Origin of the sequence: Cupriavidus sp. TMH.W2 (genome assembly GCF_050847365.1) — a bacterium.
Taxonomy (GTDB): domain Bacteria; phylum Pseudomonadota; class Gammaproteobacteria; order Burkholderiales; family Burkholderiaceae; genus Cupriavidus.
Genome location: NZ_CP193793.1, coordinates 25,243 through 40,182, shown reverse-complemented (window position 1 = coordinate 40,182; position 14,940 = coordinate 25,243). Strand labels below are relative to the sequence as shown.

Annotated in this window: 12 protein-coding genes; 5 read left to right on the top strand and 7 right to left on the bottom strand. The window is 68.1% G+C overall.

The window, feature by feature from the left end; all coding sequences use genetic code 11:
* Positions 1–39: 39 nt before the first annotated feature.
* The 5 genes from ACREYQ_RS17775 to ACREYQ_RS17755 are packed head-to-tail and all read right to left on the bottom strand — an operon-like array spanning position 40 to position 6,329.
* Positions 40–1,269 (bottom strand): glycosyltransferase, encoded by a 1,230-nt coding sequence (locus ACREYQ_RS17775; protein WP_432261530.1) that lies wholly within the window; start codon positions 1,267–1,269, stop codon positions 40–42.
* Between the two features lie 31 nt (positions 1,270–1,300).
* Positions 1,301–2,638, bottom strand: a complete 1,338-nt coding sequence (locus ACREYQ_RS17770) for a hypothetical protein (RefSeq protein WP_432261529.1) — start codon at positions 2,636–2,638, stop codon at positions 1,301–1,303.
* Positions 2,632–3,822 (bottom strand): glycosyltransferase family 4 protein, encoded by a 1,191-nt coding sequence (locus ACREYQ_RS17765; protein WP_432261528.1) that lies wholly within the window; start codon positions 3,820–3,822, stop codon positions 2,632–2,634. Before ACREYQ_RS17765 ends, ACREYQ_RS17770 begins: the two co-directional genes overlap by 7 nt.
* Positions 3,823–3,846: 24 nt before the next feature.
* The gene (locus tag ACREYQ_RS17760) at positions 3,847–5,124 is read right to left on the bottom strand and encodes a hypothetical protein (protein ID WP_432261527.1); all 1,278 of its coding nucleotides are present in this window, start codon (positions 5,122–5,124) and stop codon (positions 3,847–3,849) included.
* Positions 5,121–6,329 carry a glycosyltransferase gene (locus ACREYQ_RS17755; RefSeq protein ID WP_432261526.1) on the bottom strand — a complete coding sequence of 403 codons (1,209 nt, stop codon included), beginning with the start codon at positions 6,327–6,329 and terminating at the stop codon, positions 5,121–5,123. The genes ACREYQ_RS17760 and ACREYQ_RS17755 overlap by 4 nt, the downstream gene beginning before the upstream one ends.
* A gap of 261 nt (positions 6,330–6,590) precedes the next feature.
* On the opposite strand from ACREYQ_RS17755, the gene ACREYQ_RS17750 reads away from it, so the two are divergent.
* The gene (locus tag ACREYQ_RS17750; protein WP_432262691.1) at positions 6,591–7,334 is read left to right on the top strand and encodes a polysaccharide deacetylase family protein; all 744 of its coding nucleotides are present in this window, start codon (positions 6,591–6,593) and stop codon (positions 7,332–7,334) included.
* On the opposite strand, the gene ACREYQ_RS17745 is transcribed toward ACREYQ_RS17750, so the two are convergent.
* Complete coding sequence (locus ACREYQ_RS17745) at positions 7,331–8,431, bottom strand: glycosyltransferase family 4 protein (protein ID WP_432261525.1); 1,101 nt, start codon at positions 8,429–8,431, stop codon at positions 7,331–7,333. The genes ACREYQ_RS17750 and ACREYQ_RS17745 overlap by 4 nt on opposite strands.
* A gap of 197 nt (positions 8,432–8,628) precedes the next feature.
* Here ACREYQ_RS17745 and ACREYQ_RS17740 point away from each other — a divergent pair, with 197 nt between their 5' ends.
* From ACREYQ_RS17740 to ACREYQ_RS17725, 4 genes are all read left to right on the top strand, one after another.
* Positions 8,629–9,183, top strand: a complete 555-nt coding sequence (locus tag ACREYQ_RS17740; protein ID WP_432261524.1) for a putative colanic acid biosynthesis acetyltransferase — start codon at positions 8,629–8,631, stop codon at positions 9,181–9,183.
* 227 nt (positions 9,184–9,410) lie between these two features.
* Positions 9,411–10,496 (top strand): polysaccharide biosynthesis/export family protein, encoded by a 1,086-nt coding sequence (locus ACREYQ_RS17735; RefSeq protein WP_432262690.1) that lies wholly within the window; start codon positions 9,411–9,413, stop codon positions 10,494–10,496.
* Positions 10,497–10,499: 3 nt separating this feature from the next.
* The gene (locus ACREYQ_RS17730) at positions 10,500–11,003 is read left to right on the top strand and encodes a low molecular weight protein-tyrosine-phosphatase (RefSeq protein ID WP_432261523.1); all 504 of its coding nucleotides are present in this window, start codon (positions 10,500–10,502) and stop codon (positions 11,001–11,003) included.
* Positions 11,000–13,249: a polysaccharide biosynthesis tyrosine autokinase gene (locus tag ACREYQ_RS17725; protein WP_432261522.1), complete on the top strand. Its 2,250-nt coding sequence runs from the start codon at positions 11,000–11,002 to the stop codon at positions 13,247–13,249. Before ACREYQ_RS17730 ends, ACREYQ_RS17725 begins: the two co-directional genes overlap by 4 nt.
* Before the next feature lie 259 nt (positions 13,250–13,508).
* Here ACREYQ_RS17725 and ACREYQ_RS17720 read toward each other — a convergent pair whose 3' ends face one another.
* A complete protein-coding gene (locus tag ACREYQ_RS17720; protein WP_432261521.1) occupies positions 13,509–14,939 on the bottom strand; it encodes an aldehyde dehydrogenase family protein in 1,431 nt (476 codons plus the stop codon).
* Position 14,940: the final 1 nt, after the last annotated feature.

Below are 14,940 nucleotides of genomic sequence, written 5' to 3'. Positions count from 1 at the left end.
GGTTGTATTCACACTGCAACAGGGGCCGCGCGCGCGCTGTCAGCTTTCCATATTCTGGGCCATCCGCCGGGACTGCCCCGATGCTTCGCCGGCAGACCCGGGCGCCAGCGCGGCAAGGTAGATGGCCTCGTACTGGTCCAGCGCCAGGTCAGCGGAGAAATGCCGGGCCCAGTTCAGCGAGTCCGCAGACAGCTTGCCGAGCCTCGCTTCGGGCCACGACAGGAGATCGAGCAGCACCCCCACGTTGCGCCGCGCCCACGCGTGCGCGTGGCCAGGCGCCATCGGCTCCACCAGCAGCGCCAGCCCGCCCCCGACCTCCTCCATCGGCGCACGCGCCGTCGTCAGTACCGGAATGCCACAGGCCATGGCCTCGATCACAGGCCAGCCGAAGCCCTCCTCCAGGCTGGGAAAGAGCAGCGCCGCGGCCAGCGCATACACGGCATGGACTGCCTCCGTGGACATGCCATGCAGGAAGCGCACCTTGCCGCCCAGCCGTTGCGCCCTGTCGGCTACCTCGCGCATAGCGGGTGTAGGCGCAGGGCCGATCATCCACAGCGGGCGCGGCGCGCCGGTCTCCCCGCAACAGGCTTCACAATAGGCTTCATACAGCGCCAGCACGCCTTCGCGGTTCTTGTACCACTGGTTGCCGCCGACATGGACCAGCATGCCCGGGCTGACGTCATCGATGCCCGCGGCTTGCAGCCGCCGCACGGCAACCCGGGGCTCGAGCGGGCGGAACGGGTAGTTGAGCCCGTTGTGGACGACCTGCACCAGCGGGGCCGGCTCCGGATACAAGCGCAGCAGGTCTTGCGCTGTCTTGTCCGACACCGCGACAAAGTTCCGGCCCAGCGCAATCCCGCGCATGATCAGCGACTGGTAGACCCGTCCGCTGAATGAAAGCCGGCGCTCGGTGAACTCGCCGGCAAGCGTGCGCTGGGCGATGAAATCGTGGCAATGGATGACATGCGGGCGGCGATGCAGCAGCCACATCCACATGCCGAGCGAATGATCGGTCAGCACCAGCAGTGCGCCGCGGCCGGCACGCCGCAGCCGCCACCACGCCAGCGCTGGAAAGATCACGTATTGATCGATATAGCCCAGCCATTTGCGCAAGCCCCGGCGCCCGGACAGCCGCACCAGCATGGCCGGCGGGGTCCATAGTTGCGCATCGTGGCCGCGCGCGCGCATGCCCTCCACAATCATGGCTGCAAAGCGATCCATGCTGTGGCTGCCGAAGAACGACGGATGACCGAACAAGATGAGCTTCATATTGCGTTTCGCAAATGTTCTTGCAGCGCGGCTACCGGGCTCGCCCTCGCCGCCGCTCCAGCCGAGTCACCGCCATGGTGAATCCGATAAAGAGGAAGCCCAGCACATTGGACGTCAACTGGCCGATCAGCGACCATGACATCAGGCACAGGGTGCCCACCAGCCAGAGCAGGATGGCAAAGCACCGGCCGGTGCTGCGCGCCACGCCGATGGCCCGCCCCATGCCGGTCATGCAGATGAGGAGCTTCAGCGCCACAAAGACATAGCCAAGCAAGCCGGCTTCCTCGATGGTCCGGGCCGTCTCGGTTTCCGACAGCATGAAGCTGATCTGGCCGCGCTCGAGGTAGCTCGCCAAGTTGCTGCCACGCCCCAGCCCCGCGCCAAGCAGGCTTTGCTTGACGTAGGCTTCCCCCTCGCCAAGGAAAATGGTTTCCACCCGCGTGCCGAAATCCTCGTACTCGGCGGCGTCGTGAAAGCGCTGGATCGTGCCCTGCACCGAATCGCTGAAGACGGTCATGCCGACGGCGCCGAGCAGCACCCCGATGCCCGCCCAGTACAGCACCCGCCGCTTCACCGCCCCGCGCCCGAACACCAGCATGCACAGCGCCGCGGCCAGGAACATGGCCGGCAGCAGCAAGACGGTGGCGCGCGAGCCGCTCACCAGCGCGCTTACCAGCACGCCGCCCAGCACCACCGGCGCGTACAGCCAGTGCCACTTGCCGCTGCCGCCAATCACGTACTGCAGCGCCATCGGCATGGCAATCGCCAGAAAGGTGGTGTAGCCCAGGGTGAAAGAGAACGTGCCGGTGGTGCGCACGATGTCCTCCACCATCATGAACACCTTGTCCTCGTCACCATCGACCTGCCGGTTCAGGAAGTTGCCGGGTGGCAGGTAATGTTGCAGCACAACCAGGGGCGCCATCAGCACCATCAGCACCAGCGTGGCCTTGCAGATCGCCTCCACGTCCTGCGTGTCGAGCAGCAGCGCCGCGGCGACGCCGAACCAGACATAGAGCAGCCAGAAACGCAGCCCGACCAGCATGATGGGCAAGGAGCCGTCGCCCGCGATGATCTGGAGCAGTCCCCATGCGCACACCATGCCGGTCCACAGCAGCAGCATGCGCACCGCCTGCCGCGCCAGCGTGAAGCCGCCATAGCGCATCGCGTGGTAGATGCCATAGAGCGCCAGCAGATCCCGCAACAGGACCAGCGGCAGGCTCAGGGAGCCTGATACCCACTTGCGCGCCGCGCCCTCGAAGACAGCCACCAGGAATACCATCAGGAAGACGGTGCCGAAGGTAGTGCGTGCATGGCGGCGGGTGCGCGAGTGCACCGGCGGCCCCAGGTGTGCGGCGGATCGGGTCAGCATAGCGTCGCAATGGTTGCGACCGCGGCGCGGCGATACCTGGCCCAGGTGTACTTCTCCCCGGCCAGGCTCGCGTACTGGCGCGCCTCGTCCAGGCTGGCGCGCACCGTGGCAAGCTCCAGCATGCGGTCATACAAAGATTGCGCGCTGACCTGAACGATCCAGCCCGCGCGCGGAAACTCCTGCAGGATTTCCTTCGCCCCCACACACTCGGACACCAGCGCCGGGGTGCCGCAAGCGAGCGCTTCGGCCACCACCATGCCGAATGAATCGAAACGGGACGGCAGCACCAGGCAGTCGGCGTCGGCAATCTCCTGGAACAACACAGGCTGCGGCAAGGCGCCGAGCAGGGTTACCCCCGGGGTCGAGGCCAGCGCCGCGGCAAGCGTGGGGTCCGCGCCCCAGCCCGCAACGGCCAGCTCCGCCTCCGGTACGCGCGCGCGCACCATGGAAAAGGCCTGCTGCAGCAAATCGACGGCCTTGAGCGTGGTCAGGCCGCCGGCATACAGGAAGCGCGTGCCGGCGCGCGCGCGCCGGCGCTGCACATTGCCCGGCGCGCTGGCCCCGAGCAGGATGGGCCTGAGCTTCGAGGCCGGCACGCCCGCATCCGCGTATGACTGCGCAGCGAACTCGGAGCAGGTGATGACCAGGTCCGCCAGTTCCACCTCACGGTCCTTGCGCGCGTCGATCTCGGCCTGGCAGCGGTCGGGCGGCAGATTCAGCATGGCCGCCGCCGTCACGCGATGCACCGCCGGCGCGTCCAGCACGCAGCGCGCGCCGATGCGCCGCGCCGCTTCGAAGGTCCGCATGGCCGAGTTCTCGTAAGCGACCACGACCTCCGGGCGCAAGACCTCGACCCGGCGCGCCACCCAGTCGTCGAACAGGTGGAAGATCCGGTGCGCATAGGCTGACTGCGACAGGCCCATGACGCGGTTGAGCCCCACGCGGCGGTTCAGGCCCAGCTTGAGCATGCCCGGGAACCACAAGGGATGGCGCCGCAGCGCTTGCGGAATGCCGACTTCCCTGACCCTGGCCCGATACCCCGGCGGCAGCCACCACGGCACCGGCTCGCCGGGCCCCCGGACCGGCACCCCGGACCAGTACTGCCTGAGCATGCCCTGCTCGTAGAGGGCCTGCGCCATCTGGTGCGAATGCTGCAGGCCGGGATGGGTCACCAGTGCCTTCATGCGGGGCTCCGGCGCTGCCGATCGCTAGCGGATGTATTCATTGGCGGCTCCATTGACAGACAGCACAGGCGGCGGCAACAGCCGCCCGGCGCGGATGGCGCTGGCCAGCTCGCACAGCACCGCGGCGGCAAGGCCAGACGACAGCCCGGCGTCGAACCAGAGCACGCCCCCCAGCGTAGACAGGTCGAGCAGATGCGGGGCGGCCAGGCACCACGCGATCACCATCGGCACCTGCATGAAGTTGAAGTGATTCAAGCCCCGGTTGGCCAGCAGTTCCCATGCGATGCCGACAATGCTGTAGGCAGCGGCCCCCGTGCAGGCGATCAGGAGTTCCAGGTTGAGGCCGGCGTAGTGGGATCCGATCAGGCGCAGCAGCAGGCCGGGCCACAGCCAGGCCAGCAGCACCAGCGCGCACGCCGGCAGCGATGCCAGGAGCAGCCAGCCCAGGTACTGGCGCAGCACGTGCTCGCGTGCCTGCGCAAAGCGGGGAATGACGTAGGCGCCGACCACGATGCTGACCGGCACTAGCAACTGTCCGATGCGCGACAATGCGCCGATTGCCGCGGTCTGGCCGGCGGCCCCGTAGTAGGCCACGATGCCGAAGGCAAACTGCGACTGCAGGCAGTAGAACGCGTCCATGGGAATCTGCCGGCGCGTGATCGCGCGGATCGAGCGCTGATCCTCCGCCACCGGCGCCGCCGCGCCCGCCGGCAGTTCGCGCCGCAGCCAGCGGCGCACGAACGGCACCCGCAAGCCGGCGAAGAGGGTATTGACCAGGCTGGCTGCCAGCGCGCTTTGCAGCCCGAGCAGATAGAGCCCCCATGAGAGCAGCAGGCGTGTCCCCGACAAGCCGACATCCAGTGACTGCAGCGCCGGCGCCCGGTTGGCGAACAGCAGCACCTGGTCCACCACGCGCGACTGCATGTCGAAGTACCACATCGCCAGCAGTGTCAGCAGCAGTGCGGCGACCAGCGCCAGCGCGGCGTGGTTGCGATACATCAGCACGCCGGCAACGATCAGCAGCGGCGGCAACAGGAAGGCCGAAATGCGCTTGCGCTGGTCCAGCGCGGCCTGGGTCGCCTGCGCGGCGCGTCGGCGGTCTGGCCAGGTGCGGCCCAGGATCGCGTTCAGGCCGAAGTGGATGCCGCCCTTCGTGATGATGGACATGGCACCCACGATGGCGCCCGTCACGGTATAGATGGCATAGTCCCCGACGCTGAGCCAATGCGCGAGCAGCAGGCCGGTGACAGCGCCCAGTCCCTGGGACAGCACGGCATAGGCGAAGATGCTGAGCGCTTTCATGGCGTGCCCGCCGGGGTGGGGCCCAGGGCGGCATCGGCCGCCGGCCCAGCCTCCACGCCGCGCCCGCCGAGGATCTCCAGCAGCCGCTGCGCGGTCTGCTGCACCTCGAAGCGCCGGCGGAAGCAGTCCTGTGCCTGCCTGCGCATGCGCGCATGCGCGGCCGGCCCCGCCATCAGCCACTGCTGCAGGCATGCAGTGGTCCCGGCACGGGTATCCGCGCCGGCAAAGCCGGCCCCGTCGGCGACAATCTCGCGCCAGATGTTCACCTTGTCCGAAATCAGCACCGGCACGCCGCAGCCCAGCGCTTCCGCGACGGCGACGCCGAAGTTCTCCTGGTGCGAGGGCAGGCAGAAGACGTCGGCGGCATGATAGGCGCCCCACTTCAGTTCACCCGACAGCATTCCGGTCCAGGTCACGCGCTGGCCCAGCCGATGGCAGGCGGCAAGCCGCTCCAGGCGCTCGCGCAGCACCGCGTCGACCGGCCCGGCCAGCACCAGGTGCAGCCGCGGGTCCGCGCCGGCAACGTCGGCGAACGCCTCGACCAGCAGGTCGCAGCCCTTTTTTTCGTGGATACGGCCGAGAAACAGCACGATGCGCTGGTCGCGCAAGGCTGCAAACGCGGCCAGGAACACGTTGCGCAGGCGGTCCGCCTCCGACGGGGGCTGCGCGGTGCCATAGCCGGCAATCACCTCGCGGCAATGGTAGGGCCAGAAAGCATTGCGTGAACGCCGCCGTTCCTCCTCGCAGGTGAACAGCACGCCTTGCGCCTGGCGCAGCACCCAGTAGTCGCCAAGCAGCCAGTACAGGCTCTTCTTGATGTGCTTGAGCGGATAGCGCTGGCGAAACCACGGGTCCAGCATGCCGTGCGTAAAGACGAAGTACGGCACCCTGCCGCCGCGCAGCGCGAGGCATGTGGCCAGCGCATGGAACTGCCACAGGCCTTCGACCAGCACGGCGTCGTAATCCCCGGCATGGGTGCGCAGCCACGCCAGCATCCTGGGGTTGAAGCCATATTTCAGCGAAGACGGGCCCAGCGCGAACACGTTCATTTCACTGCCGCGCACAAACGGCGCATCGGCCGCGTCGCCACAGCAGACGTCAACCTCGACGCCGCGTTCGCTCAGTGGCCGGCGCAACTGGCGAACGCCCTCGATGGGCCCGCCGCCGGCGGGATCGATGGAGGGAATGACGTGCAGCAGTTTCATGATCCAGGGCGATCTCCGGGAACCGCTTGTGCCCTGCACCAACGTCCCCATCGGGAACCGGCGCCAGAGGCACGCGGGAGGACAAGTCCGCGTGCCCGAAGCATGAGCCACGCGGCCTGTGGGCTCTGTTCGTTGCCACACACCCGCGCCGGCGGGCGCGGGTGTGTGGCAACGCACCGAGCCCCGTCATGCACTGCACCAGAATGGCTGCCATCCGGCGGCCACATGCGCGCCGCCTTTCATGCCTTCTCTGCCTGTGCCATGCCGATTCCGATCCTGATGTATCACCAGATTGACGAGCCGCCGCCGCGCCGCTCGCCCGGCCGCGGGCTCTGGGTGCCGCCGGCGCGCTTCGGCCGCCAGATGCGGCTGATGCACCGGCTGGGCTATCGCGGCCTGTCCATGCGCGAACTGATGCCCTATATCCGCGGCGAGCGCAGCGGCAAGGTATTCGGCATCACCTTCGATGACGGCTTCCACAATGTCTACCAGTACGCCATGCCGGAGCTGGACGCGCTCGGCTTCACCGCGACCAACTACTTCGTCTGCGGGCAGATCTCCGGCAGCAATGTATGGGACCGGCCACTGGGCATACGGCCGGCTGCATTGATGAGCCTGGCGGAAATGCGGCGCTGGCATGAAGGCGGCCATGAGGTCGGCTCGCACACCCTGGATCATGTCGACCTGTTGCGCATGACGCCGGCCGAGGCGCGCCGGCAGATCGCGCACTCCAAGGACGAACTCGAGCAGTTGCTCGGCGTGCCGGTGACGGCCTTTTGCTACCCGTATGGCAGCCAGGATGCCTCGCACCGGATGATGGTCCGGGACGCCGGCTACGCCAACGCCACCATCACCGCGCGCGGCCTGGCCCGCGCCAGCGACGACCCGTTTGGCCTGCCCCGCATCTGCGTGTACTGCGGCACCGGCACGCTGGGCTTTCTGCGCAAATGCCTGACCGCGCATGAAGACCGCTGGCGCCAGGCCCAGGGTCTGTTCAGACCCTAGGGCCCCTGCTTTTCCGAGCTGAACGGCACGCTGTCCCGGAGCTCGCGCGGAGGCTGCGTGAACCGCGTAATGGCCTCGGCGTAGCGGCGCGCGACGGCCTTGCACTCGTGCTCGCGCAGGAACAGCCGCGTGCCGGGTTCGGTGCGCCGCGACTGCCCCGCCAGCACCGCTTCCATGGCCGCGTGCAGCGGCCCGGTCTCCGGCTCGACGACCCAGCCGAAGCCGCCGACGGCTTCGGGCAGGCCGCCGCGCCGGCTCACGATCACCTCGCAGCCGGCCGCCAGGCCTTCCAGTGCCACGATGCCGAAGGACTCATAGCCCAGCGATGGCGCTACCAGGCATTGATGGCGCCCAAGCATCGCCGCCACGGCCGCGCCTGGCTGGCTGCCGGCGAAGTGCACCGCGCCGGCACACCCCAGCCCGGCCGCAAGGCGGGTCAGCGAGTCGCGCTCCGGCCCGTCGCCGACAATGGTCAGGCGCGCCTGCGGCCGCGTTGCGTGCAGCCGGGCAAAGCTGCGCACCAACAGGTCCACGCCCTTTTCCGTCACCAGGCGCCCGACAAAGATAAAGCTCCCTGCGGGCCGCGCGGCGGCTGGCACCGAGCCCGCGAACAGTTCATCGCGATAGCCGTTGTGGATCACCAGCGGCTGGCCCGGCAACCACCCGGCCAAGTACTGGCTCACGCAGATGCCGTCGTAGAAGCGCGTCAGCCAGCGCTTGATGGCGCCGGCGTAAGCCCGGCGCGTGTCGCCATAGACGGTGTAGGGGCCGTGATGCGTCAGCACGATGCGCCGGCGCAGCGCGGTCGCCAGCATCACATCGTAGAAGGTCAGGCCGACAAATAGCACGCGCCGGTGGCGCAACATGGCGCGGGCCAGCTGGAGCCGGCCGCGGACGCGGGTCACGGCAAACGGGAACGCGGTGGCATCACCGGGCGCGGCCGGCGTGCGCGTGGCCACCTCGACCTGGTAGCCAAGTTCTGTCAGCCCGGTTGCGAGTTCCTCGGCAAAGCGCTCCATGCCGCCGACTGCAGGATGAAATGGAGCGCTGTAGATCAGGACGCCTGGCGCGCCGCTTGGCCGCAATGGTTGCATCATCTGGTCAGGGTTCCGGAGCGCGCATTGGCATCGGGCCTGCGCAAGCTGGTGTGCGCGCAGCATGCGCCGGGGCCGCGTGCATTTCGGTGCGCTGGCGCACGCGCCAGCCCGCCCCCGTTCTGTGGCGCGGCGCACCGATGCGCGGGCGGCTTCGGGCGAGCATGGCCGCAATGCAAGCCGTCCGGGGTCGCCCTTCCATGATCATCCAGCAAACCCACCGCACTTCCGGTCCCTCCTTTGCGCTGTCGAACCGGGTGCGCCGGCAGCTATGGAACTGGGTGTGGCTGTGGCTGTTCCGGCCCAGCCTGCGCCCGATGCACGCCTGGCGCGCGGCGCTGCTGCGGCTGTTCGGCGCCAGGCTGGGCCGCGATGCCCGCGTCTACCCGGCCGCAAGGATATGGGCGCCCTGGAACCTCGTGATGGGCGACCACACCGCCGTCGCGGATGGCGTGACGCTCTACAACATCAGTCCGATCACGCTGGGCGACTACGCCATCGTCTCGCAGGGCTCGCACCTGTGCACGGGGTCCCACGACTACAACAGCGAGACCTTCCAGCTGATCGCGTCACCGATCACGCTGGAGCGCCATGTCTGGGTGTGCGCAGAAGCGTTCATCTCGCCCGGCGTGACGCTGCCCGAGGGCGCCGTGATCGCGCCGCGCTCGGTGGTCACCAAGCCGTTGCGCGAGGCGTGGACCGTGTACGGCGGCACTCCTGCGCGGCCCATCGGCCAGCGCCGGCCGCAGGCCTGAGCCGTGCGCGGCGCACCACCCGGAGCGCTTGCGCGAGTGTGCGAGAGCGCACCGATTCCAGCCCCCACGCAGCCATAGGCTGGGAGCATCGTGGGCATGCCGTGCCCGACACGGGCCCAGCCCCAATGTGCAGGAGGAATGTCGTGGAAACCAGTCAATGCCGCACTGCTTGCCTCACCCGCGCCAAGCGTCAGGTCCGGTCCCGCTCGTTGCCGGGCCTGTGCGCCATGCTTGGCGCCGCCCTGCTGCTGGGGGGCTGCGCCGCTCCGGGGATGTACTTCAATCCCAGCGCGAACGTGAACGCGGTCGGGCCGGATGCGAAGCCGGACATCACTCCCATCACCATGGACCTGGTGCGCGAGATGCGCGCCAGATCCAAGCCCACCAATGACCACGTCGAGGAACTCTTTGCCACGGCGAAGCCCTATGTGATCGGCCCCGGCGACATCATCTCGGTGGTGGTCTGGGACCACCCAGAGCTGGTGTTCCCGACACAGACCTACAGCATCGGCGCGGCCTTCGAGATCCCGACGTCGACTGGCGGATCGAACATGCCGGGCTATGTCGTCAGCCCCAACGGCGATATCCAGTTTCCCTATGCCGGCGTGATGAGGGTCTCGGGCAAGACCGCCAACCAGGTGCGCGACGAAATGGCGCGCGTGCTCTCGCGCGTGGTGCGCAACCCGCAGATGACGGTGCGCGTATTGGGCTTTCGCAGCCAGCGCGTCTATGTCGACGGCGAGGTGAGGACGCCCGGCATGCTGGCCATCGACGACGCGGCGATGACGCTGGTCGAAGCGCTGAACCGCGCCGGCGGCGTGCTCAACACCACCGGCGACAACAGCCGCATTCGCGTCACGCGCGGCGACCGCAGCTGGTACGTGAATATCCCCGCGATGCTGGCCAAGGGCGTCGACCCGGCGCGCATCCTGCTGCGCTCCGGCGACATCGTGCGGGTCGAGCAGCGCGAGGACAGCAAGATCTTCGTCACTGGCGAAGTGGTCAGGCCGAGCTCGCTGCTGATGCGCAACGGACGCATGACCCTGAACGAGGCCCTGGGAGACGCCGGCGGCGTGAACCCCACGTCGGCCAATGCCGAACAGATCTACGTAATCCGCAAGATGGCCAACGATGCGCCCAAGGTGTACCACCTCGACGGCACTTCGCCGGTGGCGCTGGCGATTGCCGAAGGCTTCGAGCTCGAACCGAAGGACGTGGTGTACGTGGACGCGCGCGAAGTGGTGCGCTGGAGCCGTGTCATGAGCCTGGTGGTGCAGCCGGTGGTTGGCATTGGCGGCCTGGCCAAGCCCTGAGCCATGCTGCAGCCGCTGACCCTGGAATTAGCCGAGGCCGCGATGATCCGCTCGATCCTGGTGGTTTGCCTGGGCAACCGGTGTCGCAGCCCGATGGCCGCCGACCTGCTGCGCCAGGCCTTGCCCGCATGCAGCGTCGCCTCGGCCGGGCTGGCGCCGCCAGTCGGCGCGGGCGCCGACCCGCGCGTGATCCGGCTGCTGGCGAAAGAAGGGCTGGACCTGGCGCCGCACCGCGCGCGCGAGCTGGATGCCGGCATGGTGGCCGGCGCTGACCTGGTCCTGGTGATGGACCACGAGCAGCGCGAATGGCTGGAGGCGCAGTTTCCGGCCGCGCGCGGCAAGACGCACCGCTTGTGCGAAGCCGAACAGGCGGACATCCCGGACCCCTATGGCTGCTCGCAGGCCATGTTCGTGATCGTGCTCGGCCTGATCCGGCAGGGCGTCCAGTCATGGGCGGCAAGAATTCAATCCGAGGCACCCGCAACCCGTTACGGGGAGGCAACATGAGCAACATCAAGAACCTGCGTGACTACGAGACGCAGACACAGGAAGCGGACGGGCCGGAGGCGGACCTGACTTCGTATGTCGACGTGCTGGTCCGCTATCGCTGGACCTTTCTCCTGGTCACTGCGGTGGTCATGGCGGCGGGCCTGCTCTTCGCCTTCTTGTCCAAGCCGGTGTTTCGCGCCGACATCCTGGTGCAGGTCGAGGAGCAGAACAATGCCGGCGGCGGCGGCAACAATAAGCAAGGCGCCGCCGTCTCGCCAGTTTACGACGTCAAGCCGGCCCCGTCGGCAGAGATCGAGTTGCTGCGCTCGCGCATGGTGGTGGGCAAGGCGGTGGATGCCCTGCATCTGGACGTCACGGCAGCGCCGCGCTATTTCCCCGTAGTGGGCGCGGCCCTGGCCAGCTTCAACCACGAACTGTCGCAGCCCGGCCTGTTCGGCAAGGGCGGCTATGCGTGGGGCAGCGAAGCCATCGCCGTATCGCGCCTTGACGTGCCGCCGGCGATGGAGCGCCGCCTGATCACCGTCACGGCGCTGGGCAACGGCAAGTACCGGCTGGCGTTCGCCAGCGATGACGCCATCGCGGAGGGGACCGTCGGCGTGCCGCTGGCGGTGGCCACCGCCAGCGGCAATGTCACCATCACGGTGAGCGAGCTCGAAGGGCACCCGGGTGCGATCTTCGATGTCACGCGCCTGCCGCGCGCCGTCGCCATCTCGGACCTGCAGAACCTGCTGGTCATCACCGAGCGCGGCAAGCAAAGCGGCGTCATCGGGGTGTCGCTGGAAGGCGTCTCGCCCGACATGACGGCAGCTACCCTGAACGAAATCGGCAACGCGTATGTCCAGCAGAACCAGGCGCGCAAGGGGGCGGAAGCCGAGAAATCGCTGACCTTCCTGGAAGCACAGCTGCCGCAACTCAAGCAACAGGTGGAAACCGCCGAGACGCGCTACAACGCCATGCGCAACCAGCGCGGCACCATCGATCTGAGCGAGGAATCCAAGCTGATCCTGTCGCAGTCCGTGGCGACGCAGGCCAAGCTGCAGGAGCTGCACCAGAAGCGCCAGGAGCTGATTACGCGCTTCACCCCGAACCATCCCGCGATCGAGATCATGGACAAGCAGATTGCCGACCTGAACGCGCAGCTCGGCGCCGTCGGCAGCAAGATCCAGCGCTTGCCGGATGTCGAGCAGAACGTGCTGCGGCTGATGCGCGACGTGAAGGTCAGCACCGAGATGTACCAGTCGCTGCTGAACGACGTGCAGCAGCTCAAGCTGGTGCGTGCCAGCAAGGTGGGCACGGCGCGCCTGGTGGATCCGGCCGAGGTGCCGATCCGCCCGGCCAAGCCGAACCGCAAGCTGATCGCCGCGGCCTCTGTGATTCTGGGCCTGCTGGCCGGGGTTGCCGTGGTGGTGCTGCGGCGCCTGCTCGACGGCGGCGTGGCCGATGCGGATGAGATCGAGCGCGAAACCGGCATGACGGTATACGCGACGGTGCCCTACAGCGCCCAGCAGGAGCGCCTGCGCAGCGGACCGGATGCCGACAAGCTGCTGGCGCGGCGCATGCCGGACGACCCGGCAGTGGAGAGCCTGCGCAGTTTCCGCACGGCGCTGCAATTTGCCATGCTCAACAGCGACAGCAACAACGTGGTGGTGATTACCGGCGCAGCGCCGGAAGTGGGCAAGTCGTTCATCTCGGCCAACTTCGCCACCGTGCTGGCCACCGCCGGGCGCCGCGTGGTGCTGATCGATGCCGACCTGCGGCGCGGTGGCCTCAACCACCACTTCGGCAAGCCGCGGGTGCCGGGCCTGACCGAGTTGCTGACCGGCACGCCGCTGGACCAGGTGCTGCAGCGCGATGTGGTGCCGGGCCTGGACTTCATCGCGACCGGCGCGGAGCCGCCGCTGGCTGCCGACCTGCTGCAGACCCGCGGCATGGATACGCTGCTGGCCACGCTCAGAAACCGCTACGACGTGGTGCTGCTCGACACCCCGCCGGTGCTGGCCACCTCCGACGCCGGCGTGCTGGCAACCAAGGCGGCCGCGGTGTTTCTGGTGGCCCGCGCGGACGCGAGCACGGCATCGGAACTCAAGGCCACGCGGCGCGCGATCGTGCAGGCCGGCAGCGATATCAAGGGCGTGATCTTCAACGGCCTGAAGGTGGAGGGGCGCTGGTACCGTGCCCACTATCACTTCGGCAAGTACCGCTACATGAACCAGTATGGAGGCAACCACGCCAAGCGAGCCTAGCGCGGCAACAAGAGCCTGAAGAACGAAAGGCCGGCAGATGCCGGCCTTCAAATGACTGAAAACGCCTGCATGCTGGCGGTTTGCTCCTCTCTCCCGCTTGCGGGAGAGAGGCAGGGGGTGAGGACAGGCGGTGGCATACCACTCGCACTACCTCGTGGATACGCCGACCCTCACCCCAACCCTCTCCCGCACGCGGGAGAGGGAGCACACCAACGGTTATCCGAACCCCATAGCACTGCCGGCTTTGGCATGCCCGCCGTCAGGCAGCGGGCCGCTTCAGCTGCAGCGACTTGTACTCCAGGTATTCCTCGAGGCCATACCTGCCCAGTTCGCGCCCGTTGCCTGACTGCTTGTAGCCGCCGTACGGCGCCTGCATGTTGAACGGGCCGCCGTTGATATCGACCTGGCCCGTGCGGATGCGGCGCGCCACGCGGATCGCGCGCGCTTCGTCGCCCGACCAGACCCCGCCGGCCAGGCCATAGATGCTGTCGTTGGCGATGCGCACCGCGTCTTCCTCGGTGTCATAGCAGATGATGGACAACACCGGCCCGAAGATCTCTTCCTGCGCCACGGTCGCGCCCGGCGCCACGTTGCCCAGCACGGTCGGCTTGACGAAGAAGCCCTGGTCCAGCCCTTCCGGGGTCTCGGGGCCGCCGGCCACCAGTTCGGCACCCTCCGCCAGGCCACGGCGGATATAGCTGGTCACGCGGTCCCTCTGCACCGCGGAGACCAGCGGTCCCAGACTGGTGTCCTGCAGCGGGTCGCCCACGGTAAACCCCCCGACCACCTTCAGCGCGATTGCCTTGACTTCGTCATAACGGTCGCGCGGCACCAGCATGCGGCTGTGCGCCGAGCAGATCTGGCCGGAATTCAGGAAGCAGGCATCGATGGTGCCCTTCACCGCCGCCGCCAGGTCGGCATCGTCCAGGATCACCGCGGCAGACTTGCCGCCCAGTTCCAGCGCCACGCGCTTGACGGTCTGCGCGGCCAGTTCCGACACGCGCTTGCCGGCGCGGGTCGAACCAGTGAACGACACCATGTCGACATCCGGATGGCTGGCCAGGACCTCGCCCACCACCGGGCCGTAGCCGGTCACCAGGTTGAACACACCCGGCGGCAGGCCCGCGGCCTCGATCACCTCGGCCAGCACGAAGGCATTGAGCGGCGCCACCTCAGAAGGCTTGAGCACCACGGTGCAGCCGGCGGCCAGCGCCGGCGCCGCCTTCAGCGTGATCTGGTTGAGCGGCAGGTTCCATGGCGTGATGGCACCCACCACGCCCACAGGTTCACGCACCACCAGCGAGTTGCCGACCTCTTCCTCAAAGCGGAAATTCTCGAGCAGGCGGGCGACCAGGCGCCAGTTGTAGACCGGGGTGGCCACCTGGAGCGGACGCGCCAGCTTGATCGGCATGCCGACCTCGCCGACGATCAGCTGGGCCAGCTCTTCGATGCGCGCCTTCAGCCCTTTGGCGATCCTGGCGATGTATTCGGCCCGCACCGCCGGCGGCGTCGCCGACCAGCTGTCGAAGGCCGCGCGCGCCGCCTGGATGGCATCCTCGGCGTCGCGCGCCGTGCCTTCCGGAATCGTCCCCATGACCGCCTCGGTGGTGGAGTGGATGACGTCGATCTTGCCGTTGCCGTGGGGAGCGACCCACTTGCCGTTAATGAAGAGCTGGTCTCGTCGTTGCATG

Coding starts and splice junctions, on each gene's coding strand:
- ACREYQ_RS17775 (WP_432261530.1), bottom strand. CDS start 1,269: ATGAAGCTCATCTTGTTCGGTCATCCGTCGTTCTTCGGCAGCCACAGC.
- ACREYQ_RS17770 (WP_432261529.1), bottom strand. CDS start 2,638: ATGCTGACCCGATCCGCCGCACACCTGGGGCCGCCGGTGCACTCGCGC.
- ACREYQ_RS17765 (WP_432261528.1), bottom strand. CDS start 3,822: ATGAAGGCACTGGTGACCCATCCCGGCCTGCAGCATTCGCACCAGATG.
- ACREYQ_RS17760 (WP_432261527.1), bottom strand. CDS start 5,124: ATGAAAGCGCTCAGCATCTTCGCCTATGCCGTGCTGTCCCAGGGACTG.
- ACREYQ_RS17755 (WP_432261526.1), bottom strand. CDS start 6,329: ATGAAACTGCTGCACGTCATTCCCTCCATCGATCCCGCCGGCGGCGGG.
- ACREYQ_RS17750 (WP_432262691.1), top strand. CDS start 6,591: ATGCCGATTCCGATCCTGATGTATCACCAGATTGACGAGCCGCCGCCG.
- ACREYQ_RS17745 (WP_432261525.1), bottom strand. CDS start 8,431: ATGATGCAACCATTGCGGCCAAGCGGCGCGCCAGGCGTCCTGATCTAC.
- ACREYQ_RS17740 (WP_432261524.1), top strand. CDS start 8,629: ATGATCATCCAGCAAACCCACCGCACTTCCGGTCCCTCCTTTGCGCTG.
- ACREYQ_RS17735 (WP_432262690.1), top strand. CDS start 9,411: ATGCTTGGCGCCGCCCTGCTGCTGGGGGGCTGCGCCGCTCCGGGGATG.
- ACREYQ_RS17730 (WP_432261523.1), top strand. CDS start 10,500: ATGCTGCAGCCGCTGACCCTGGAATTAGCCGAGGCCGCGATGATCCGC.
- ACREYQ_RS17725 (WP_432261522.1), top strand. CDS start 11,000: ATGAGCAACATCAAGAACCTGCGTGACTACGAGACGCAGACACAGGAA.
- ACREYQ_RS17720 (WP_432261521.1), bottom strand. CDS start 14,939: ATGCAACGACGAGACCAGCTCTTCATTAACGGCAAGTGGGTCGCTCCC.